Genomic DNA, 23,938 nt, shown 5'->3' on the forward strand with positions numbered 1-23,938 from the left:
TAAGTATTTGATGCTTTTTCTTCACTTTTTGGTTTCTCCTTTCTCTAAATAGAATAAAGTTTCAAATGGTATATCAAAATAGCTAGCTAATTTTAAAGCAAGTTCTAAACTAGGATTATATTTATTTTTTTCAATTGCATTAATAGTTTGACGCGTGATTTGTAAGTCTTCTGCCATTTTCACTTGTGTAATCTGTCTGCTTTTACGTACTTCCTGAATGTGGTTGATAACCTTCACGAGCCACGCTCCTCTCATCAAAAAAGTGTCAAAATATCTTTACATATATAATGCTAACTTTATTTTAATACGTTAGAATAAAAGCAGATAACAGGAAAGGATAGATGTTCATGAAAACAGTGGCAGTATATTGTGGTTCTAGTAAAGGGAATAACCTGATCTATATGGAACAAGCAAGAAAGTTAGGTGAAATTCTAGTAGCAAATGGAATAGATCTCATTTATGGTGGAGCAACGGTAGGGTGTATGGGTGCTGTGGCAGATGGTGTTCTAGAGGCAGGAGGAGAAGTAATTGGTGTGATTCCTAAAAAGTTAGCTGACGTTGAAATCGCTCATCAGAACTTAACCGAAATACATGTAGTAGAAACGATGCATGAAAGGAAAGCGTTAATGGCTGAATTAGCGGATGGTTTTATAGCATTGCCTGGAGGTTCTGGGACATTAGAAGAGTGGTTTGAGGTATTCACTTGGGCTCAACTTGACTACCATCACAAGCCGTGTGCACTTTTAAATATAAATCATTATTATGATCCAATCGTAGCGCTTTTTGACCACATGATAGCTGAAGGCTTTGTCAAAAAAGAATATAAAGAGCTAATTATTTTAGAGGAAAACGTTGATACTTTACTAAGTAGGATGACGGACTATCAACCGCGCTATATAAATAAATGGTAAACAAATAAAAAAGTAAGGCAGAAATCACATCTGCCTTACTTTACTGAGCTTTTTTCTATTTCTTGCTGTTTTAGTTCTCTACGCAAAATCTTACCACTGATTTTTGTTTTAGGTAATTCGTCCACTACTTCAATTTCTCTTGGGGCAGAGTGAGCTGCCAATTTATTTCGAACGAAAAGACGGATTTCTTCAATTAATTCAGTTGAACTAGTGTATCCAGTTCGCAATGTAATAAATGCTTTCACAATTTCACCGCGTAATGCATCAGGTTTACCAATTACGCCAGCTTCTGCAACTGCAGGGTGTTCAATCAATGTACTCTCAACTTCAAAAGGTCCAATTCTTTCGCCAGCGGAGTTGATCATATCATCATTTCGGCCTTGGAAAAAGACGTATCCTTCCGAATCTTGAATAGCTAGATCACCTGAAATATACCAACCTTTATATTGGAAGTAAGAGTTGTATTTGTCGTGGTTCCCCCAAATTTCTTTCATTAATCCAGGCCATGGCGTCTTCACAGCTAACTGTCCTACTTCACCGTTTGGGACTTCTTTACCTTCTTCATCCAAAATGCCAACATGAATTCCTGGAAATGCCCTACCCATGGATCCAGCTTTAATTGTTTCCGAAGGTAAGTTCACAATTAGATGTCCACCTGTTTCGGTCATCCACCATGTGTCGTGAATGCGTAAGTTCAAAGTATTCCATGCCCAGCTAATTACTTCTGGATTTAGTGGTTCTCCAACACTTAGCACGTGACGAAGGGATGATAGATCATAGTTTTTATGAAGATCTCCCTGAGACATTAACATGCGGAAAGCTGTTGGTGCACTATACCATGTTGTAACATGTAACGTTTCAATCAATTGGTACCAATCTTCAGCTTTAAAACGTCCACCTTGTATTACGATTGTTGCTCTGTTAAGCCATGGAGCGAACAGACCGTAAACACTTCCGGTAACCCAACCAGGATGTGATGTACACCAATATACATCGTTTTCTTGTATGTCCAGCACCCATTTTCCTGTTTGGTAGTGATGAATGATCGATCGGTGGGCATGAAGTACACCTTTTGGTTTGCCGGTTGAACCACTCGTATAATGAATAAGCAAACCATCTTCGGGATCTACCCATTCAATCAAGGATGTATTATTTTCTGTAACATATGTTTTCGATTCAATATCTTCTGTATATAAAATTTCTTTTAATGAGGGAATTAGTTTTTTCTGTACACGTTTCCCGAGATTTTTATCAGTAATTAATAAATTCCCTTGGCAATCATTGATACGATCTTGTATTGCTTCATCCATAAAACCTTCAAACAACGGACCAGCAATTGCACCTATTTTAATTACTGCTAAGATAGAGATATAGCATGCAGGATTTTTTGGTAAAAAGATAAAAACACGATCGCCTTTTCTTACGCCATTTTCTTTTAAAATTCTAGCGTAATGATCTGTTTTTTCTTTTACCTGTTGGAAAGTAAGTGAATAGCTTTCCTCTTGATCAACATAATGTAGCGCGATTTTATCACCATAACCATCGGCGACGTGCCGATCAATTGTTTCGTAAGCTGCATTCATTTTCCCTGTCTTACCATAATATAAAGCTTCTTTAGCTTGATCCCAGTCGAATGTATCTTTCGTTTTTTGATAATTTGATAGATTATATACTCCATTTACAGGAGTCAGTTCAATAGCCATCGCTGCTTTCCCCTTTGTCTGTTTAACATTATTCTATCTCTAATTTGTTCGATTAAGGTCTAAACTTTGTAATATATCAGATTTGCATTTTGCGAGTTCCTGACTTCCTCTATTTCTTGGTCTTTGTTCGGTTAAGGTTATTTCACGATCAACTTCGCCAGGTTGACCACGAAGGATAAGGATTCGATCACATAAATAAGTAGCTTCATCTATATCATGCGTTACGAGTACAATAGTTGATTGATATGCTTTCCATATATCCAGAAGTAGGTCCTGTAGTTGCATTTTCGTAAATGCATCTAACGCGCTAAAAGGTTCATCTAATAAAAGAATTTCTGGTGATGTTACGAGTGCACGTGCAATTGCTACGCGTTGAGCCATTCCTCCTGACAATTGACGAGGGTATAGATTTTCATTACCAACAAGCCCAACGTTCGCAATATATTCTTTCGCACGTTTCTCTCTAGTTGCTTTATCACCTTTTAGGCCAAAAGTGACATTGTCTAATACGGTCAGCCAGGGTAATAGGCGTGGTTCTTGAAAGATAAATCCTGTGGTATCATGTACACCTTTAGAGGTACTTCCGTTAATTTCGATTTCCCCTTCGTAACCATCATCCAAACCAGATATTGCACGTAATATCGTGCTTTTTCCACAACCACTTGTACCTAGTAAGCCAATTATCTCTCCAGGTTGAACAGATAAATTAACATTTCGGACGGCTGTGTTTCCGGCAAAGGTTCTGCTAACGTTACGTAATGCTAAGCTCATGTCGGTTTCCCCCTGTTATGTTTTTACGAATCGATCTTGCCAGTGTAGTGAGCGTTCTTCTAAAATCTTTAGCAACCAGTCTGATAATTTACCAATAATTGCAAAGAGAATAATACTGGAGATAATCGTTTCTGGTGATAGTGTATTTTGTCCTAATACAAGTAAATATCCTAGACCTTGACTTGCCCCCATTAATTCTGCTGCAACAACGAACATCCAACCAAGTCCTAGTCCACTGCGTAAGCCAATTAAAAAAGAAGGTAAGGATGCTGGTAATATAATGCGATGTACTTGCTGAAAAGGCGTTAATTTATACATTTTTCCAACTTCAATTAATTTCCGATCTACACCTAAAATACCGCTAACAAGATTTAGATAAACGGGGAAAAATACCCCGACTGCAATCATCGTGATTTTAGATGTTTCCCCGATACCCATCCATAAGATAAATAAGGGTACCCATGCTAGTGATGGAATCGAACGAAAGGCTTGTATAATTGGATCAAATAATTGTTCCGCTTTTTGATAGAAACCAACAAGAGAACCTAATAGTATGGCTACAAGTGTTCCAATTACAAAACCAGCAAAGACACGATAAACGGTAATGCCAATATGCCCCCATAATTCGCCAGTCTGGCCCATTTCCAGAATGGTTAAGAATATTATTGAAGGAGCCGGGAGTTGGTAGGAGGGGAAGACCCCCGCTTTACTTAGAAGCTCCCAGAAGATAAGCAATATAACTGGTAATATACTGCCTAAAATAATAGTTTGTGAACGTTTATTTCTAGCTTTTTTAAGTTTATCCTTTTTCACTTGACTCGTAACATATGCACTTGAAACATCAGCTTCATTTTTAGACATTTGTTATTCCTCCCACTTATTCAACTGTTTCTTCTGCAAAAGCGGGGTTAATTAATTCATTCGTAAGTTCCTCGATATTAGCATCTGCATCAATAACTTCCCCATCTTGCAAAATGCCTCCAGATTCAATTAATGCTTCGATATGAACATCACCAGGAATTGGATTAGAAAAATCATTTCTTTCTAATTGGATTTTTGCAACTTCTACATCAATATCTGCTTCTTCAGCTAATAATTCAGCGGCTTCCTCAGGGTTTTCAAGGATCCAATTTCTAGCTTTTTCGTATACTTTAATCACACGATTTACGTAATCAGGATAATTTTCAGCGAATTCATTTCTTACGTTTAAGAATCCATACGTATTAAAATCAGCATTACGGTAGAACAATTCAGCGTCTGCTTCAATTTCCAGTCGTGCCATATGAGGATCAAGTCCTGCCCATGCGTCAACTTGCCCAGAAACAAGTGAGGATGCACCGTCGCCATGTTGTAAGTTAACAATTTCTACTTCATCAGGATCGATATTTTCAGCTGCCAATGCACGTAGTAGGAAAATATACGGATCTGTTCCGATTGTTGCTGCAACCTTTTTACCGGTTAAGTCAGCTACTGACTCAATGTCAGAATCGGGATTCGTTACGAGTGCTGTCCATTCAGGTTTTGAATAGATATAAACATTTTGAATTGGTGAACCATTTGATTTAGATATTAAAGCTGCCGCTCCAGCTGTAGAACCGAAGTCGACACTATCACTATTCAAGAATTCTAAAGCTTTATTACTTCCTTGACTTAATGCCCATTCAATCTCAATACCTTCTTCTTCAAATTCTTCCTCAGCCCAACCGAATTTCTTTAAAACTAAACTAGTTGGAGAGTAGTATGCGTAATCTAAACGGATTTCTTCTGGACCTGTTTCTTCTCCACTTGTATCAGATGAACAACCTACAGCTATTACCAATACAACACCTACAAGAATAATTGCAAGAAAGCTTCTAACATCAATCAATGCTATTTTTTTCAATTTTATTTGCCCCTTTGTTTTTACTAATCGACTTTTATCTCTATAAGCCAATTATAGTTTCATTTAAATTTCACATGCATATGTTGAAATTGACCCGCGTAAACGTTGTGCCTCTTTATACGTACATCTGTTATGGATTACTTCTAATCCTGCTTCGCTGGCAATTGCAGCAGCTTCTGGTGAGACCACACCTTCTTGCAACCAGAAGACTCTTGGTTTGACTTCAATTGCTTCTTTTGCAACGCCAATTGCTGCTTCTGGACTTCTGAATACTTGAACAATGTCAATCGCTTCAGGGATACTCTTTAAATCTGGATAAGCTTTTTCACCCAATATTTCTGTTTCACGTGGGTTAACTGGAATGATTTTATAACCGAGACGTTGCATTTTTCTTGCTAGACGGTAACTTGGTCTTGCTTCTTTACCGCTTAATCCAACAATGGCTAACGTCTTTTGTCTTGTTTTTTCAACGCCATCTATTTCAAATCGTTCGTAAGGGGAGTTTAACGCCCATTTAATGATTCCTTCATCGTTGATGACAATGTCATTTGTTTCGCCTTTGCCAATACCTGTTGCCTTAACTAATGCTTGATTTAGATCATGGATAATATCATCAAGCGATTCAAGACCTACAGATAATCTTACCAATTCTTCTTTAACACCAGTTTCAATTAACTTCTCTTTTGATAATTGTTGATGTGTTGTCGAAGCTGGGTGAATTATTAATGATTTAGCATCTCCAACATTGGCTACGTGTGACCAGAGCGAGACATTATCAATCAATTTTCTTCCTGCATCTCGGCCACCTTTAATACCAAATACGAGAATGGAACCAAAACCATTATTTAGAATATCCTTTGCTAAGGCATGTGAACTGTGACTTTCAAGCCCAGGATAATCAACCCAATCAACTGCTGGATGGTTATCTAAATAGTTGGCTAGTTTAATTGCATTTTCATTATGGCGCTGTACACGTAGATGTAAAGTTTCTAATCCTTGGATAAGTTGGAAAGCATTATATGGACTCAATGATGCACCAAAATCACGTAACAATTGCACACGGACTTTCGTACTAAATGCTAAAGTGCCGAAATCTGTTGCATAGCGAATACCGTTATAGCTTGGATCAGGCTCTGTGAAAGTTGGGAATTTTTCTGAATTCCAGTTAAATCGACCACCATCAATGATAATTCCACCGATTGTAGTACCATGTCCGCCTATCCATTTGGTAGCAGAGTGTACGACAATATCGGCACCGAGTAAAATAGGTTTACACACATACGGCGTGGCAAAGGTATTATCGATAATTAATGGTACACCAGCCTCATGTGAGATTTCAGCTACTTTCTCTACATCCAAAACATGTAAGTTAGGGTTACCGATAATTTCACCGAAAACTGCTTTTGTTTTATCAGTAATTGCATCTTTAAAATTATCTGGATTACTTGGATCAACAAATTTTACATTGATTCCGTATCGAGGTAACGTTATAGCAAAAAGATTATATGTTCCACCGTATAAGTTAATCGCTGCTACAATTTCATCTCCCGCACTGGCTACATTTAAAATAGATAACGTAATGGCAGACATACCAGAAGAAGTCGCAACAGCAGCTACACCATCTTCTAATAGAGCTAACCGTTTTTCGAAAACTTCAACAGTGGGATTGCCAATTCTTGAATAAATGTTACCTGGTTCATCAAGCGAAAATAATCGTTCTGCGTGTTCAGAGTCATGAAATACATAAGAAGTAGTTTGATAGATTGGTACTGCACGTGAACCAGTTGTTGGATCGGGAGCTTGCCCGCCGTGTAATGCTAAAGTTTCGATGTCATACGTTGTGTTTTTTTCTTTTGTCATAGTAAAACCCTCCTGTAATGTTATAAAAAAGCCCTCTTCTTTAAGAAGAGGGCGGTAAATGCATGCTCTTCTTATCTATCAGAATGAATCTGCTGGAATTAGCACCTTTTAAGTAGTAACTTAATGGTTGCTGGGTGTCATCGGGCCAGTCCCTCTACCACTCTTGATAAGAGTTATTTTGTTTTATTTGCAAGAAAAACCCTCTTTCAACTGACGATGAAAGAGGGTTTTAATCCGCGAATTACTTCATCATCCAAAGCTTATGCTTTGCTGGTAGGGGCACCTTGCTGAGCAGGTTGCCGTGGAGTCGTTAAGCCAGATCTTTCGTCCACTCTTTATAAATGTTTAATGTTAAATAGAGTATACCACAGATATCTTATGTGTCTAGTGGGTTTTTTAAATTTATTTGAATATTCTTTATAAAAAGATATTATTTGTTTACATACATAAACCGTTCCATATAGTAAATAAAAGCTTGATTGTAGTAACTAGCAAAATAATAGTCCCCATTATGTCCGGCATAAGGCATCATTAGTAAAGTAGCTTGCTCATTTCCATTCTCTCGATACGCTTCATAGAAATCACGAGAAATAGATGCGTCAACAATGCCATCTGCGTCTCCTTGGAATATGAGTGCCGGCGGACTATCTTCTTTAACTAGGAGAGATGTATCCATAAACGAATCAGAACCGGCTATTCCAATATTTTTAGCTAATCCATTGGCAGGATAAATCGGGATAATACCATTTACATCAAGTTCAGGGTTTAAAACATCTTGATAATTCTCACTTGTAAGGCCTAAACCAGCTGCATTTGCTAATTGTCCACCTGCAGATGCCCCAGAGATAAAAACGGAGTCTAAATTCGCATTATAATCATCATTGTTTTCAACTAAATAATTAGTAAAAAGACCGATGTGACGGACCATATCATCAAGAGAGAAGTCAGCAACGATATTTTCGGGGACTGGTGCAAATTCAACAAATTTATCCTCACTACTTAATCCGTACTGAATATCAAATACTACATAGCCTTGACTTGCGAAGTACTTATTAACTGCTGCATTGTTAGATGATCCTTTGTCACCAATTGTCCAACCGCCACCATGAATTCGAATTAAAACAGAGCTATTTCCAGGCAATTGGGCTGGATTTGATGTCGGTAGATAAGCATCGAAGTGTAATTCAATTCCTTCATCCACACCCTCTGTTCCTGAGTAGAATAAAGTGTCTTGTTCAAGATTATAGTTTTCAGTTGATAATCCGAAAAAGTAAGCCGGTAATGAAAAAGGTACGTCTAAAAAAGTATCTGTCATACTATCAGTTAATGAATTTTGATCCGCTTCATTTAATGTGTTTGAAAAGTCATTTTCCATCTCTGAAAAGGTTAATACGGTTGTAACGAGAGGAACAGAAAAGGTGATAGAAACAGCTATTCCTATAATAGAAGTTATGATACTAATAAACGAAAGGTTTTTACCAGTCCGCATTCTAAGAATCAGTGCGACGATTGCTAACGTTATTAAACTGAAAAACAAAGCATATCCAGGAACGAATAATTCAACAATGCTACCATTATTTTCTCCTCTTATTAGTAGAAACGATACATATGCTCCTAAAAGCAGACAGAGTATCCATAGACTTATCATCAGGATATGGAAGAATCCCTTCTTATCTTGCGTCATTGTGTTGCTAAATCTTATGTATCCCATGTTATTTAGACTCTTACGTGTCGTTCCTGCTATTATCCCGCCTAAAATAAACAAACTAAGTAATAGAATTATAGAAACCATACTTCGTGAAGTTGTATTTAAAGGATCAAAAGAAGCGATGGAGTTTAGAATAGGCAAGAGTAACATTATTAAGATTGTGAAGGTTAAATAGAAGTAATCGAGACCCTTCTGATTACTAGGAATAGCAGCCACAATAAAGTTACCTAAAAGAGTTAACATCATAAAAATACCGTAGATATTCCATAACCCATTTGAACTATCAATTAATAGATAAACAATTCCTGCTATAATCGTTAAGCTATTTGCTAGTATAAGCATGCTAGAGAAGCTACTTGCAAAAGAACGACTAGGCTTCGTAAATAGGTTTGTTTGGTTTAATTGTTTATTTAATGAAGTGCGCACGTTCAGTTCTCCTTTTTGTTTACTTACATTTTTTTCTTTGAGCCATGTTAATTTTAACATGAATACATATTTTAAGTAACTCAACTGTCGCAGAGTGAAACTGAAAAATAAGTCTTACCATTCAAAGCTAAAGTTGACTTCATGCTCCTTTCATAAGCATCACTGTGCTTAAGTTTTTTTACAAAAATAGATACTAAATTCCAGAGTTAGAACATATACTCTCTAAAAGTATGCATAAATGTTAGGGGATGAGAATGTAGTGAAACATATTTTAATCATCAACGGTCATCAAAAGTACCCACATAGTAAAGGGGATCTAAATCATACTATCTTTCAAGCAATAATTAAAAAATTAGAAACAGTATATCAAATAGATACAACGATTGTTGATCAGGGGTACGATATAACAGAGGAACAGGAAAAATTCTTATGGGCAGATATTATCATTTTCCAAACTCCTATTTATTGGTTTAGTGTACCAGGTAAATTCAAATCATATTTTGAACAGATCTATAAGCGAGATCTCTTTTTTACAGGCGGAAAGGGTTATGGGTGTGGTGGATTGTTAACGGATAAACAATATATGTTCTCTACAACATGGGGTGCACCGGAAGAGGCGTTTTTAAATAAAGCGGAATTCTTTGATGGGAAAGCTATTGATGATGTATTACTTCCGCTTCATAAAACACAGGAATTCACTGGGATGAAGCAATTAAAAACTTTTTCTGTTCACAAGGTTAAAACCCCTGATATAAGTGGATATCTAGAAAAGCTTGATAAACACTTAGAGGAAGTATTTGATTTATCGTAGTGCTACCCAAAACCTAATTACTTTAATTTTCACCTTACAATAGTGAAAACAGTGTCTTAAAAAGGCGCTGTTTTTTTATTTGGTGTATAGATATTTTTAAAATATAAATAATAAGTGAATATATTAATGTGTTTGATAGCAGATAAAGTTGAAAATGTATTACTATATGTGAATTTTAGAAGGAAGGAGATGAAATATGAACAAACAGAAATGGTTCCATTATGGAATAGAAGATGTAGTGGAGAATTTAAATACGGACAGAAAAACTGGACTTACGATTAAAAATGTAGATAAGCAACAAGAAAAATGGGGTAAAAATGAACTGCCAGAGCAGGAAAAAGATCCAGTATGGCTAAAGTTTATTCGACATTTTAAAGATGTATTAATCTATGTATTATTAGTAGCAGCAGTTATTACAGCGATATTAGGACATTATATTGATACGGTTGTTATTATTCTTGTCGCGTTAATCAATGCAACAATCGGCTATATTCAGGAGAATAAAGCGGAGAAAGCATTGGAAGGGATTAAAAACATGTTATCGTTGCAAGCAACAGTTATTCGTAACGGAGAGCGTTCAGATATACCATCTAATGAACTAGTACCAGGGGATCTTGTTATATTGCGAGCCGGTGATAAGATACCAGCTGATGTTCGATTAATACAAGCAGATAATTTAAAAATAGAGGAATCACCTTTGACGGGTGAGGCGATTTCAGTAGACAAAAATACAGAACCTTTACCAGAAGATACAGTATTAGGTGATCGGACAAATTTGGCTTTCTCAGGTACATCTGTTGCGAGTGGTTCTGGTAAAGGTCTTGTAGTGGAAATTGGAGAGCATACGGAAATTGGTAAAATAAACAAATCAATTACAGAAGTGGAGGAAATTCAAACACCACTGCTACAACAAACTGCGAAATTTGGAAAGATGATCTCAATTGTTATTTTATTTTTAGCAGCAGCGTTATTTGTTTTTGGTTCTCTGTTTCATGATTACGAAATGGGAGAATTATTACTAGCGGTAATTGGTTTAACTGTTGCAGCTATTCCAGAAGGTCTACCAGCTATATTATCAATTATTTTAGCGCTTGGAGTTCAAACGATGGCGAAAAAGAATGCCATTATGCGTAACTTGCCTTCTGTTGAAACATTAGGAGCAGTATCGGTAATTTGTTCAGATAAAACGGGAACATTAACGAAAAACGAAATGACAGTACAAGCAGTGATGACTGCTAAAGCAGAATATCGTGTTACTGGATCGGGTTATGCCCCAGAAGGAAGTATACAAACTGGTCAAAAGGAAGTTAGCGTTACTGAAAATCAGGTTTTACAGCAATTTTTAACCGCAGTAAAAACAGTAAATGATACAACGCTTAGACGTAATAAGAAGGATGAATGGGTTATTAGTGGTGAGCCGACAGAAGGTTGTTTAATAACATTAGCTGAAAAAGCTAGTGAACCCGTTGCACGACTTGATGTAATTTCAAAGATCCCGTTTGATTCTTCTTATAAATATATGGCGGCACTTGTAGAAGAAGATGGCCAAAAAATCATTTATGTAAAAGGTGCTCCTGATCGATTGTTTGACATGGCAAACTTGAAAAACGATACAGAAGACCGTAAAATGTGGGAAGACAAGATGCAGAGACGAACAGAAAAAGGGGAGCGTATAATAGGCGCAGCAATGAAATATGTCGATGCTTCTACAGAACAAATTGACCATGAAGATATTATAGATGGATTAACAATGCTAGGATTAGCTGGTATTATGGATCCCCCTCGCGAAGAAGCAATAGAAGCGGTTAAAGAGTGTAAAAAGGCAGGAATCCAAGTGAAAATGATCACGGGAGATCACAAGGAAACTGCCATCGCGATTGCAAGGAAGATGGGTATTACAAATAATGAACGAGCAATTGAAGGTCGCGATTTAGATAATATGTCTGAAACAGAATTACAAGATACTGTAGAAGCATATGATGTGTTTGCCCGGACAAGCCCAGATAATAAATTACAATTAGTTAAAGCATTACAGGCGCGTGGTCATATAAGTGCTATGACAGGTGATGGAGTAAATGATGCACCAGCATTAAAAAGAGCAGATATTGGTGTGGCCATGGGTATAAAAGGTACAGAAGTTGCGAAAGAAGCTTCACAAATGGTTTTAGTAGACGATAACTTCCGCACAATTGTTAATGCAGTTAGTGAAGGAAGACGTGTTTACGATAATTTGAAGAAAACAATTCTATTTATTTTACCTACAAACGGTGCGGAAGCTTCATTAATATTTGCTAGTATATTATTTGGTATGGTTATGCCTTTGACACCAGTTCAAATTTTATATGTCAATATGATCACAGCAGTAACGGTATCATTGGCTATTGCTTTTGAAAAATTAGAGGCTGGTGCAATGGAACGTTCACCAAGAGGTCCAGATACCAAATTGTTAAGTGGTTACTATATCTTTCGGATAATTTTTGTTTCCTTATTAATAGGTGGTGGAATTCTTTGGATGAACGCAGATCTGCTTGGTGATGGTTATGATATTGCAGTTGTGAATACAGTAACCTTGCATGCATTAGTAATTTCGCAACTTTTCTATTTGTTTAATTGTAGAAATGAACGTGATTTTGCATTTAATAAAGATTTCTTCTCCAATAGAGCAGCGTTTATGGTTTCAGGCTTGCTATTATTAATTCAATTAGGTATTACATATTTACCATTTATGAATACGATCTTAGGAACAGTTCCAATAGATTTGGTGTATTGGCGTTTTCCACTAATCATTGGTGCTAGTGTATTTGTTATTGTAGAAACAGAAAAATATATTACACGAAAAATTGCTGGATTGAGGTAATAAATAATAAAAAGGCTTCTGTCTTGTTAAGACAAAAGCCTTTTTATGTACGTGATATTATTCTGTTAATATTAAAACTTTATGATAAAATAACGAAGATACATATTTTTTTAAAAAATAAGTCAATGCATATAAAAAGTTTGAGTAAAAGGCAGGTTAATTCATGGTAGAAGAGAATATTACACGAATTGAACAAAATGGTAAAGAATTCATTTTGATTGGAACAGCTCATGTATCTAAAAATAGCGCGGAGCAAGTAAAAGAAGTAATAGAGGCTGAACAGCCAGATGCTGTTTGTATTGAATTAGATAAACAGCGTTACCAATCGATTATGGACGGAAATAAGTGGAAGGAAATGGACATATTTAAGGTTATTAAAGAGAAGAAAGCATCACTTTTATTAATGAATCTTGCTATTTCCTCTTTCCAAAAAAGAATGGCGAAACAATTTGGTATAGAAGCAGGTCAAGAAATGATTCAAGGTATTGAATCTGCTAAAGAATCAGAGGCAAAGCTAGTGTTAGCAGATCGTAATATTCAAATTACATTTGCTCGTATTTGGTCTGGTGTAGGTTTTAAGGGGAAAATGATGCTGCTAACGCAGGTTGTTGCTGGTATCTTTAGTAAAGATTCAATATCAGAAGAAGATCTAGAGAAGATGAAGAGTCAAGACTCAATTAATGCAGTGCTAAGTGAATTCACGCAATCTTTTCCTAAATTGAAAAAGCCGTTAATTGATGAACGAGATCAGTATCTAGCCCAAAAAATTAAGGATGCTCCTGGAAAGAAGATAGTGGCCGTATTAGGTGCAGCACATATACCGGGTATTAAGGAAGAGATAAAGAAAGAACACGATTTAAAGGCATTAAATCAGATACCGCCAAAGTCAAAAATCCCTAAAATTATTGGGTGGACAATACCGATGTTAATCATTGCATTAATTGCCTATACGTTTATTGCCAATCCAGCAGCAGGTCAACAGCAAATTGTAAGTTGGTTGTTATGGAATGGTGGATTTTCAGCTCTTGGAGTTGCAATTGGTTTAGGTCATCCATTAGCAATAATTACTGCCTTTGTCGCAGCGCCGATAACGTCACTAAATCCTTTAATAGCAGCTGGTTGGTTTGCTGGATTTGTGCAAGCTTTTGTAAAACGTCCGCAAGTGTCCGATTTTGAAAGTTTAACAGAAGATGTTTTTAGTGTGAAAGGTTTTTGGCGTAATAAAGTAACACGTGTATTACTAATCGTAGTGCTTGCTAATTTAGGAAGTACATTAGGTACAATTATTGCGGGAACAGATGTTATTCGATTATTTATTGAAAATCTATAGATTAATATGATAAAAAATGTAATATACTTATTGTTCCGAAAATAGCAGCTGAGAGATTCGAACTGTTTTTAATTGAAATGCAAGTAGCGCCTGTGTGTTTAGTTTTATAAAAATAGGTAATAACATAACCATTAAGGATTTTTTTAGGAGTTGTTATGTTATATGTCAGAATATAAAAAGAATAGTATTACATTAACTGGAGCTGTTGGACTAGGTACAGGTGTAATGATTAGTGCCGGTATTTTCGCGTTACTCGGACAAGTAGCTGCGATGTCGGGAGTTTGGTTCCCGATTATCTTTATTATTGGTGGTATCGTAACTGGATTTAGTGCTTATTCATATGCAAAAATGAGTCAGCAGTATCCATCTGCTGGCGGTATTGGAATGTATCTAGTCAAAGCTTATGGAAAAGGAACCATTGCGGCCTCAGCTGCAATGCTAATGGCTTTGTCGATGGTTATTAATCAAAGTTTGGTAGCCCGAACATTTGGTACGTATACGTTACAATTATTTGATGTAAATACATCGAGTATTCTTGTGCCGGTATTAGGTGTTGGTTTGCTAATCCTTGCTTTTATTGTCAATATCTCAGGAAATAGTTTTATTCAATCATTCACATCCTCTGCATCATTAATAAAAATTATTGGTTTGCTTATTTTTGCAATAGGTGGACTATGGGTGGCTAACTTTGCAATTGAGCCAGCAGAACTTGGTGATAATCCACCGAATCCAGGTATGGTAAATTATGTAGCAGCAGTTGCCCTAACTATTTTAGCCTTTAAAGGTTTTACAACGATAACAAATAGTGGATCAGAAATTACTAAACCAAAGAAAAATGTAGGGCGAGCGATTGTTATATCAATTTTAATTAGTTTATTTGTTTATTTAATCCTTGCATGGGCAGTTTCTAGTAATTTATCAATAACTGAAATTATTAAAGCCCAAGATTATGCTTTAGCAGAAGCCGCGCGACCAGCATTCGGTAATATTGGTGTCTGGTTCACCGTTATTATTGCTATTATTGCAACCATTACAGGGATTATTGCTAGTGTATTTGCAGTATCTCGTATGTTGGCTATGCTTACGAATATGGAGCTCATCCCACATAAACATTTTGGCATGCCAGGTGGAATACAAAAGCATACACTTGTTTATACGATTGTAATTGCAATGGTATTAACCATATTTTTTGATTTAAGTCGTATTGCTTCCATGGGTGCTATTCTGTATTTAATTATGGATATGATCATTCATTGGGGTGTATTTAAACATCTGCGTGATCAAGTTGGGGCTAATCCTTATATTGTGATGAGCGCCTTTATACTTGATGGTATCATTCTACTAGCATTTATCTGGGTCAAGTGGACCTCAGATCCACTGATCATAATTATTTCCATTATTGCAACGTTGCTTGTTTTTGTTGGCTTGCATTTCTTTTTAAAAAAACAGCAAACAGAATGAAAAATAACGCTTGCTAATTTGAAAATAGGTGCTATGCTATATCTGATTCTAGTCAGATGGAGTGTGAGAATAGCAACATGAAAATCGTATCGTTTAATGCCTTTCGCACGATTGGTATGCCAGGCGTGCATTATATAAAACCTGATCTTATGTTTAAAGAAATAGATGCAATTAGGAAAGCGGATATTGTCCTATTCCCGGAAACGTGGCAAGTCCCAGCACTTGTTTATGGATGGAAGAAAAAGATTTTCCCTAGTATAGAATCGATGCAACTCGGTTTTAGTAAAACAGAAATGACAAGAGCGTTATGGGCTGTTGCGCCAGAAAATGTACCGTATACAGAGATTGTGGCAAGTACGCCAACAAATATCGCGATGATATTAGATACGTTTCCTTTTCCCTTTGTCGCTAAAGAAATACGGAATTCAATGGGTAGAGGGACTTTTCTTATTGAAAGTGAAGAACAATTTATCAATTATGCAAAGCAAAATGATGTACTTTATGTACAAGAACATTTAGAGAATGATGGGAAAGATATGCGAATATGTGTAATAGGTGATGAAATTTTCGCATCTTATTGGCGTGTTGGAATGGAAGGGGAATTTCTGCATAATCTTGCCCAAGGCGGCAAGCTTTGTTATGATTTTGTCCCACCGGAAGCTAGTGAACTTGTTCTCCGAATAGCAAAGGAGTTAAATATTAATCATGCTGGATTTGATGTCATGATTAGTGAAGGTAAATTTTATATTCTGGAATTCAATATATTATTCGGTAATCAAGGTTTGCAAAGGGCAGGAGTATCTCTTGAACAAGCAATCTATCAATATATAAGTAATGAATTTAATCAGCCATTTCCAACAAGGCCTTTACCAACTAGAACTGTTTCATAAGCTATACGAAGTCGTTTGCACTTATACTTCTGCAAGTAATTTTAAAAATTTGTATGATTTGGATAGGTATTTTACTGATGACATTACATTTACTAAAACTATGATAAGAGAAGGAGAGGGGTTCTGATATAATAGACCCTCTGCTTTTTTATATATAATAAGGTTGGTTACTTGTACTAGAGGGAATAGATATTATAATAAAGTTATGACATGTGTTTAAAAGGGAGATAGTTATGTCCAAAAAAACAATGATCGTTTGGTTTCGTAAAGATTTACGACTTCAAGATAATATGGCCTTATATGAAGCCGCTAAAGAAGATAATGTTATTTTAGTCTACATACATGCACCTGATGAAGAAGACATGGGGATGGGATCTGCTGAATCGTGGTGGTTACATCATAGTCTAAAAGCTTTGCAACAGGAATTAAAAACGTATCATGTTCCACTAATTTTACGAAAAGGTCCAACTCAAGAAACGTTACAAAGAATAATAGAAGAAACACAGGCAGATGGTATATTCTTTACTAAACGGTATGAACCTCAAATAAGTGAGCGTGATCAACAAATCAGTAATGTTCTCGCAGAGCAAGGAATAAGTGTGCAAACCTTTCATTCGAACTTACTATTTACACCTGGCACAGTGAGAAATAAGCAAGATAATGTTTATAAAGTATTCACACCTTTTTTGAAACAAGCTAGACAGCAAATAGTAGAAAAGCCAGTTCCTAAACCGAAGCGTATAAATTCTAAACTCCCTTCTGACTTTGTTGTTGGAGAATTGGAAGAGCTAGGTCTATTGTCAGATTACCCTTGGTCAGATAAATTTAATCATTACTGGACCCCAGGGGAAAATGGTGCCTATACGAAATGGAAAGATTTTTTACTAGATGCAATTGAACAATATGATGATCAGCGAGATATTCCCTCCAAAGAAGGTGTTTCAAAACTATCACCACATCTTGCATGGGGTGAAATTAGTCCACGTAGTATCTGGTATCAAAGTAAAGAGAAATTAGATATGGTTAGTAAAGAGGAAGGTGATCGTTATAAGCAAATTGAGTCCTATTTACGACAAGTAGTATGGCGTGACTTTGCTTATCATCAATTAGTTAGTTATCCACATGTTATTAACCAACCGTTAAAAGATGAGTTTAAGGCGTTTCCATGGCTGAAAAATACGGAAGCGTTAGATCGTTGGAAAAGTGGTATGACAGGTTATCCGCTAATTGATGCTGGAATGCGTGAACTATGGGAAACAGGATGGATGCATAACAGGATTCGCATGATTACTGCATCCTTTTTGGTTAAACATTTACTTATTCATTGGCTAGAAGGCGCAGCATGGTTCCGTGATACATTGATTGATCATGATCTTGCAAATAACACGATGGGTTGGCAATGGGTTGCAGGATCAGGTTATGATGCTTCTCCATACTTTCGTGTGTTTAACCCTATTCTTCAGGGGGAGAAGTTTGATAAAGATGGCGAGTATGTACGAAAATGGATTCCGGAAATCGCTGACTTACCAAATAAATACATCTTCTCTCCATGGACCGCTCCGGAAAAAGTATTAACACAGTTGGGGATAAAACTGGGACAAACATATCCAGAACACATCGTTGATCATAAAGCAGCTAGGGAACGAGCTTTAGTAGCTTATTATGAAATGAAAGAAATTAATAGTATTTAAAAAACCTGTGGATGACTGAGACAATCCACAGGTTTTATTACAATAATGGTTTCAGTTATTTCATTAAATTAGATTATGTGGATAGTGTGTGGATAAGTGAAGTTCATAAAATAAAAAGGAATTGGATGACATGCATCCAATTCCTTTTGTAACTATTGAATTAAAATTCTAAATTATTATTTTCGGATACATGTTGCACGTTATACCACTTATTCCCGACATTTGAATAACGTGTGTTTACCATGTTAACTTCACTCGTATTACTATCTGTTCTAAAAATAGCTTCATCCATATTGGTAATTACACTGCCTTCAATATTAATACTTGTCTTAAAAGTAGTGCCACCATTTTGTCTAATCATTTTACCAGCATCGTTTGCGGTAAAATTAATAATATTAAATGTAGAAGGTGCGTTCACTTGAAACATCTTATCATCGCCGTGTTGAGCTGACCCACCACGAATTGTAACATTACCTTCGCCTTTAATGGTTAGAGCGTCTTCTCCAATGTCTTCCCAGACAACATTCTGAACGAGAACATCCCCATACGTATGCACACCATCGGCTGCTGGTGCACCTAGCACAACGTTGCGTAATGTTGCGCCATCTTCTAAACGAAATACTGGATCTTGATCTTCATCCTGGCTACCATCTCCAACTGTATTGGGATTAGCAACATATCTATTCCCTTCACCATCAAAGGTTTGTCCTTCTTCTACAACAATGGTTTGATTTACTGTAATTGTATCGGATGGTGTGACTTCAGTAATCCGCCATTGTTGATTATCTCCACCTAAATCTGCCCATTGCACGACATTCGCGCCATCAGCTGCGGACCACTCATACACCTCTAACGCTTTTCCACTGAATCTATTGATAATTTTGACATAGCCATTACCTAAGTCGACGATATTCCATTGTTGACTATCGCCATTCCAGTCTGACCACTGTGCAATATTAGCACCGTCTGCAGTCGACCAATCCTGGACTTCCATTGCCTTAATGCTGAATGCGTTTACAATTTTATCGTAACCATTTCCAACATTAATAATTTTCCATTGTTGGCTCAGGCCACCCCAATCATCATACTGTACAATATTTCCACCGTCTGCTGTAGACCAGTCATAAACTTCAAGTGCTTTGCCACTAGATTTGTTAACAATCTTATAGGATTTACTTGCTTCAAAACTAGCTGCTTGCACTGAACCCGCTATCATAAAAACACCGATAAATAAACTTAAAGCTAATAATAAATAGACCTTTCTTTTCATTCCGCACATCTCCTTCATTTTAGTGAATTTTTGATGAATACGTATGTTAAGAAAAGCTCATGATGTTTTCTATCGGCCGATAGATTACACATATTAGTATACAGATTATGTAAAATATTACAATAGTAAAATAGTAGTACATTACTATTTTACTAACGACTCTATCATAAACGTTATTTTCATCTATACTTATAATAGATATGATATGAATAGTAGTACTCGCTTACATCATTATATGAAAAGCGAGTACTACGTCATTGTTCATCAATCTTTTCTGACAATGGACCTTTTAGAAAATGGTATAAATAATTCTATAGTCATGTGGAAAACAATTGACTCATATCCAATGCTGGTACTTCAGCTAAACGAATATGTTCAAATGTATCCTTTTGAGAATTGTACTGATAGTCTTTACACCACTCATCTTTATGTTCGATGACCTCTTTAATGGCCATGAGTATATATTGAATTTCCTTATTTGACATGACAGGGTGTAAAGAAATCCTTACCCAACCAGGCTTTAATGACATATCACCAGCCTCTGCTTTGTTGGCCATTTTTTTAGAGTAGGAATGATCAATGTTAAATAAGTAATGACCATATGGTCCAGCACAAGAACAGCCACCTCGTGCCTGAATCCCAAATCGATCGTTCAATAATTTCACAAACAGATGATGATGAATATCTTTTGTATAAAATGCAATAATACTTAGACGTTGATGTAAAGATGAATTATCTAATATAGTAATCTCTTTCATTTGTTCTAATTGTGGTAGGAAAAAAGCTATCAATTCTTTCTCTCGATGGTGCATTTCTTCGATACCCATCTGTTCTTTTAGTTGAAGGGTTAATGCAGTTTTGATCATTTGTAAAAAACCTGGTGTACCACCATCTTCTCGTTCTTCTAGATTAAATGCATACTTATAATCCCCCCATTGATCTGTCCATAAAACTGTTCCACCACCTGGGTTGTCGGGTATAGCGTTTTTAAGTAAAGTATTCGATAGTATTAAAATGCCACTTGTGCCAGGTCCACCTAGAAACTTATGAGGCGAAAAAAGGATTCCATCTAATTTTTTTAATTTATCTTTAGGATGCATATCAATCTCAACATAAGGAGCACAAGCAGCGAAGTCAATAAAACAGACCCCACCATGCTGATGCATAATCTTTGCTAATTGATGATAGTTTGTTTGAATGCCGGTTACATTGGAACAAGCCGTAAAGGCGCCAATTTTCAATTTTCTATTTTTGTACTTGGTGAGGAGTGATTGAAGCTCATCCATGTTGATCGTACCATCTGATCTTGGGGGTAACATAACTACGTCACCAATTGTTTCTTGCCAAGAGAGATAATTAGAATGATGTTCCATATGACTGACGAAGATTATTGGACGATCTTCCTTCTTTATATGCATTTGCTTTTGCATGTTTTCGGGGGCACGTATCCCTAGTAACCTTTGTAATTTAGTTACAGCAGCCGTCATACCTGTTCCAGCTGAGATTAATATGTCAGAATCATCTGCATGGACATGGCTTTTAATTATTTCTTTCGCATAATGATAAGCCTCTGTTGTTGTGGTTCCTGTAACAGTTGACTCTGTGTGTGTATTTCCGATAAACGGACCAAAAAGATTAGTGATTTTTGTTTCGATTGGACGATATAGTCTACCGCTAGCCGTCCAATCTGCGTATATGATTTTTTTTATTCCATAAGGAGAATGAAATACGTGATGATGGCCAACTATGTGTCTCCGAAATGCTTGAAAGTGTTGTTCTAACTCGCCAGTTGGATAGTTTATATTATTACCGATCTTTGCTTTAAACATCGTCAATCCGCCCTTCTAATCAAAAACATCTACCATCAGCCTATGTTTAAATGATGAAAGTGTTATGCATAAAAGGGATAAGACATAATTTTGTCACGGCTAAAGACTTTATTAGATAAACAACTGCATGTTTGATTGTAACGCACTTTTTAAATATGTTTTTGCATCAACGATTTCTAATTCAGGTAATAACTCTTCTTCTTTAAAGCCCATGATATCTACTGAAAGTTTACATCCATAAAACTTCACATTTTTTTTTCGTGCGCCTTTTAAGAAGTGTATAAGGTGAGGTGCATGGTTATCATCAATCATATCAACTAATAGTTTTTTTCCTAAACCGTTAAAATTCATTTTTGATAATGGGAGGTCCTCTATGCCCTTAGGTGAAAAAGAGCTGAACATTTTTTCGTAAATAGTCTTGGCCTCGTTTGAAATTTTTTCGGGATCACGAACTAACCATAAACCCCAAAAAGAAAAAAACATGGTTACTTCAACATCAAGCTCACGTGCAGCATTTGCTAAAATTAGGCCTGCCATTGCTTTGTCATATTCACCACTAAACATTAATAAATTCATTTCTTCTGACATGGTTACACTCCTTTTTTCCAATAGTATGTGCGATGCGCGCCTGAAAATGTATAAAAATATTTCAATTTGATTAAAAAGTATATATAAAGATAGACTTTCTAAATAATCATGCTAAAATTTAATATAACAGCAGTAATTGATAAAGGGGGGTACTTACGTGATGAAAAATATTTGGTTGAAAAAAATATTTGTCGTATTGGTTTCAATTATGACGTTAGGCATGTATGTCCCCCCGGTACAATTACATACAAACACGGAAGCAAGTAATAAAGAAATCGAGTCGTCCAAAGACGATTCTCTGGTAGATAATGGATCTGTTTTTATAGATGAAACGACTGAAATAGTCGATGCATTTATTCCGGATACAGATCCAATCAGTAGCTTAACAGAGCAAGCAAAGGCGCAAGCTTTCCTAAAGTTAGGACCGAAAATTTCGAATCGAATTGAAGCTAACTTTACTTCTGAAATTTTGCCTGGAATTGAAGAGGTGGTTGCAACAATCTTACAAGATGTAGGAAGTGATGAAGTTCCTTATATTAAGGTATCAGAAGCACAATATGCTGGTTATGGTGAGAAAATATTTGACTTATATGATGAGCGAACAAAGCAAGATATTGCACGTTTCCATGTTCGTAGAGATAACCGTCCACAAGAAGGCTATTGGTTCAATTTCCACTATCATACAGAACAAGATGGATATGAAACACACCACACTATTGGCGAAGTATACTGGAGTAAAGATACACCACCAAAATGGATGGCATAATAAAAGTTACGCAAAAAAAAACGACTGAGCAATCAGTCGTTTTTTTGTAACATTTCTCCTACTATCTCATAAGAACGTAGTCGATCTTCCTGGTGATAAATTTGTGAGCTAATAATGACTTCATCAGCATTTGTTTCAGCTAAAAAGGCTGCTAGTTTCTCTTGAACTTGTTTTGCATTTCCAACGATAGTTGAACGCGAATCAAGTGTTTTTTCAACAGCTGCTTTTTCTTGTGCTGACCAGAAAGTATTAATGTCATCAATCGGTGGTTGTAATTTTGTAGGCTTACCACGAATAATGCTTAAAAATTGTTGTTGCTGTGAAGTAGCTAGCCACTCTGCTCTTTTCGTTGTATCAGCAGCAACAATGTTAACGCCAACCATGGCATATGGTTTTGTTAACGTATGAGAAGGTTTGAAATGATCCCGATAAATGTTTAATGCTGGTATTGTATAATCTGGTGAGAAATGACTCGCAAATGCAAAAGGTAACCCCTTTTCGGCGGCTAGTTGTGCGCTAAATCCGCTAGATCCCAATAACCAAGTAGGAATAGCTAAACCTTGTCCTGGTACTGCACGAACGCCTCTGTTACCCTCTTCAGTAAAATAAGCTTGTAACTCTGCTAATTGTTCTGGGAATTCTTCAGCTGAGCTGTTCAACGTTCGTCTTAAAGCATAAGCTGTACCTTGATCACTACCTGGAGCGCGGCCAAGACCGAGATCGATACGACCTGGATATAGAGACTCTAAAGTTCCGAACTGTTCCGCAATTACTAGTGGTGCGTGATTAGGAAGCATAACTCCTCCAGAACCGACACGAATCGTTTTGGTGGCTCCAGCAATGTGTCCAATAACGACGGATGTGGCTGAGCTTGCTATTCCTGGCATGTTGTGATGTTCAGCAAACCAATAACGATGAAAACCCAATTTCTCAGCGTCTTTTGCTAATGCAACGCTATGTTTAAATGATGCAGCGGGATTGCTTCCTTCATTTACAGGCGCAAGATCTAAAACAGATAGTGGCACGCCGTTGAAATATTTATGTGTAGTCAATTTAAAAGCTCCTCTATATTAAAGTAATCTTAGAATACGCCGTTTTTTATTTTTTCTCCAATTATCTGTTTCAAGTAAATTTCCTTTTAGTTACAACAGCTTTTGACTAAACAAGTAGTAACATCTCATGAT

The 23,938-nt window shown here is 36.4% G+C and carries 19 protein-coding genes and 2 riboswitches; of the genes, 8 read left to right on the top strand and 11 right to left on the bottom strand.

Features of this window, described 5'->3' with window-relative positions; all coding sequences use genetic code 11:
• Positions 1 to 21 precede the first annotated feature (21 nt).
• Positions 22 to 237, bottom strand: a complete 216-nt coding sequence (locus tag D2K62_RS05270; RefSeq protein WP_112182425.1) for a helix-turn-helix transcriptional regulator — start codon at positions 235 to 237, stop codon at positions 22 to 24.
• Between the two features lie 110 nt (positions 238 to 347).
• Here D2K62_RS05270 and D2K62_RS05275 point away from each other — a divergent pair, with 110 nt between their 5' ends.
• Entirely contained in the window at positions 348 to 911 is a 564-nt protein-coding gene (locus D2K62_RS05275) for an LOG family protein (protein WP_112182424.1), read from the top strand.
• Between the two features lie 35 nt (positions 912 to 946).
• On the opposite strand, the gene acsA is transcribed toward D2K62_RS05275, so the two are convergent.
• The 6 genes from acsA to D2K62_RS05305 all read right to left on the bottom strand — a co-directional run bounded on the left by acsA (position 947) and on the right by D2K62_RS05305 (position 9,261).
• Complete coding sequence (acsA, locus tag D2K62_RS05280) at positions 947 to 2,614, bottom strand: acetate--CoA ligase (RefSeq protein WP_112182423.1); 1,668 nt, start codon at positions 2,612 to 2,614, stop codon at positions 947 to 949.
• Between the two features lie 39 nt (positions 2,615 to 2,653).
• Positions 2,654 to 3,385, bottom strand: a complete 732-nt coding sequence (locus D2K62_RS05285; RefSeq protein WP_112182422.1) for an ABC transporter ATP-binding protein — start codon at positions 3,383 to 3,385, stop codon at positions 2,654 to 2,656.
• A gap of 15 nt (positions 3,386 to 3,400) precedes the next feature.
• Positions 3,401 to 4,246 carry an ABC transporter permease gene (locus D2K62_RS05290; RefSeq protein ID WP_112182421.1) on the bottom strand — a complete coding sequence of 282 codons (846 nt, stop codon included), beginning with the start codon at positions 4,244 to 4,246 and terminating at the stop codon, positions 3,401 to 3,403.
• Between the two features lie 16 nt (positions 4,247 to 4,262).
• A complete protein-coding gene (locus D2K62_RS05295) occupies positions 4,263 to 5,267 on the bottom strand; it encodes an aliphatic sulfonate ABC transporter substrate-binding protein (protein WP_112182420.1) in 1,005 nt (334 codons plus the stop codon).
• 63 nt (positions 5,268 to 5,330) lie between these two features.
• On the bottom strand, positions 5,331 to 7,127 hold the full coding sequence (locus tag D2K62_RS05300) for a PLP-dependent aspartate aminotransferase family protein (RefSeq protein WP_112182419.1): 1,797 nt from the start codon (positions 7,125 to 7,127) through the stop codon (positions 5,331 to 5,333).
• 68 nt (positions 7,128 to 7,195) lie between these two features.
• Positions 7,196 to 7,300, bottom strand: a riboswitch (SAM riboswitch).
• Between the two features lie 70 nt (positions 7,301 to 7,370).
• Positions 7,371 to 7,471, bottom strand: a riboswitch (SAM riboswitch).
• An 86-nt stretch (positions 7,472 to 7,557) separates the two neighbouring features.
• Positions 7,558 to 9,261, bottom strand: a complete 1,704-nt coding sequence (locus D2K62_RS05305; RefSeq protein ID WP_157967316.1) for an alpha/beta hydrolase — start codon at positions 9,259 to 9,261, stop codon at positions 7,558 to 7,560.
• A 259-nt stretch (positions 9,262 to 9,520) separates the two neighbouring features.
• Here D2K62_RS05305 and D2K62_RS05310 point away from each other — a divergent pair, with 259 nt between their 5' ends.
• The 6 genes from D2K62_RS05310 (at position 9,521) to D2K62_RS05335 (ending at position 18,301) form a co-directional block, all read left to right on the top strand.
• Entirely contained in the window at positions 9,521 to 10,072 is a 552-nt protein-coding gene (locus D2K62_RS05310; RefSeq protein WP_112182789.1) for an NAD(P)H-dependent oxidoreductase, read from the top strand.
• Positions 10,073 to 10,268: 196 nt separating this feature from the next.
• Complete coding sequence (locus tag D2K62_RS05315) at positions 10,269 to 12,929, top strand: cation-transporting P-type ATPase (protein WP_117161059.1); 2,661 nt, start codon at positions 10,269 to 10,271, stop codon at positions 12,927 to 12,929.
• Between the two features lie 163 nt (positions 12,930 to 13,092).
• The gene (locus D2K62_RS05320) at positions 13,093 to 14,259 is read left to right on the top strand and encodes a TraB/GumN family protein (protein WP_117161060.1); all 1,167 of its coding nucleotides are present in this window, start codon (positions 13,093 to 13,095) and stop codon (positions 14,257 to 14,259) included.
• Positions 14,260 to 14,421: 162 nt separating this feature from the next.
• Positions 14,422 to 15,720, top strand: coding sequence for an APC family permease (locus D2K62_RS05325; protein ID WP_112182415.1), 1,299 nt, complete (start codon positions 14,422 to 14,424; stop codon positions 15,718 to 15,720).
• A 77-nt stretch (positions 15,721 to 15,797) separates the two neighbouring features.
• On the top strand, positions 15,798 to 16,610 hold the full coding sequence (locus D2K62_RS05330) for an ATP-grasp domain-containing protein (RefSeq protein ID WP_112182414.1): 813 nt from the start codon (positions 15,798 to 15,800) through the stop codon (positions 16,608 to 16,610).
• 233 nt (positions 16,611 to 16,843) lie between these two features.
• Positions 16,844 to 18,301 (top strand): cryptochrome/photolyase family protein, encoded by a 1,458-nt coding sequence (locus tag D2K62_RS05335; RefSeq protein ID WP_117161061.1) that lies wholly within the window; start codon positions 16,844 to 16,846, stop codon positions 18,299 to 18,301.
• Between the two features lie 160 nt (positions 18,302 to 18,461).
• Here the strand turns inward: D2K62_RS05335 and D2K62_RS19265 are convergent, their stop codons facing one another.
• The 3 genes from D2K62_RS19265 to D2K62_RS05350 all read right to left on the bottom strand — a co-directional run bounded on the left by D2K62_RS19265 (position 18,462) and on the right by D2K62_RS05350 (position 21,988).
• Positions 18,462 to 19,589: a pectate lyase gene (locus D2K62_RS19265; protein ID WP_369974630.1), complete on the bottom strand. Its 1,128-nt coding sequence runs from the start codon at positions 19,587 to 19,589 to the stop codon at positions 18,462 to 18,464.
• 299 nt (positions 19,590 to 19,888) lie between these two features.
• Entirely contained in the window at positions 19,889 to 21,400 is a 1,512-nt protein-coding gene (locus D2K62_RS05345; protein ID WP_112182411.1) for an aminotransferase class V-fold PLP-dependent enzyme, read from the bottom strand.
• A gap of 111 nt (positions 21,401 to 21,511) precedes the next feature.
• Entirely contained in the window at positions 21,512 to 21,988 is a 477-nt protein-coding gene (locus tag D2K62_RS05350; RefSeq protein WP_112182410.1) for a DsrE/DsrF/DrsH-like family protein, read from the bottom strand.
• 160 nt (positions 21,989 to 22,148) lie between these two features.
• Here D2K62_RS05350 and D2K62_RS05355 point away from each other — a divergent pair, with 160 nt between their 5' ends.
• Complete coding sequence (locus tag D2K62_RS05355; protein ID WP_112182788.1) at positions 22,149 to 22,754, top strand: YpjP family protein; 606 nt, start codon at positions 22,149 to 22,151, stop codon at positions 22,752 to 22,754.
• Between the two features lie 32 nt (positions 22,755 to 22,786).
• On the opposite strand, the gene D2K62_RS05360 is transcribed toward D2K62_RS05355, so the two are convergent.
• Positions 22,787 to 23,806 carry an LLM class flavin-dependent oxidoreductase gene (locus D2K62_RS05360; RefSeq protein ID WP_112182409.1) on the bottom strand — a complete coding sequence of 340 codons (1,020 nt, stop codon included), beginning with the start codon at positions 23,804 to 23,806 and terminating at the stop codon, positions 22,787 to 22,789.
• Positions 23,807 to 23,938 lie beyond the last annotated feature (132 nt).

The sequence above is a fragment of the Paraliobacillus sp. X-1268 genome (genome assembly GCF_003426095.1).
Taxonomy (GTDB): domain Bacteria; phylum Bacillota; class Bacilli; order Bacillales; family Amphibacillaceae; genus Paraliobacillus_A; species Paraliobacillus_A zengyii.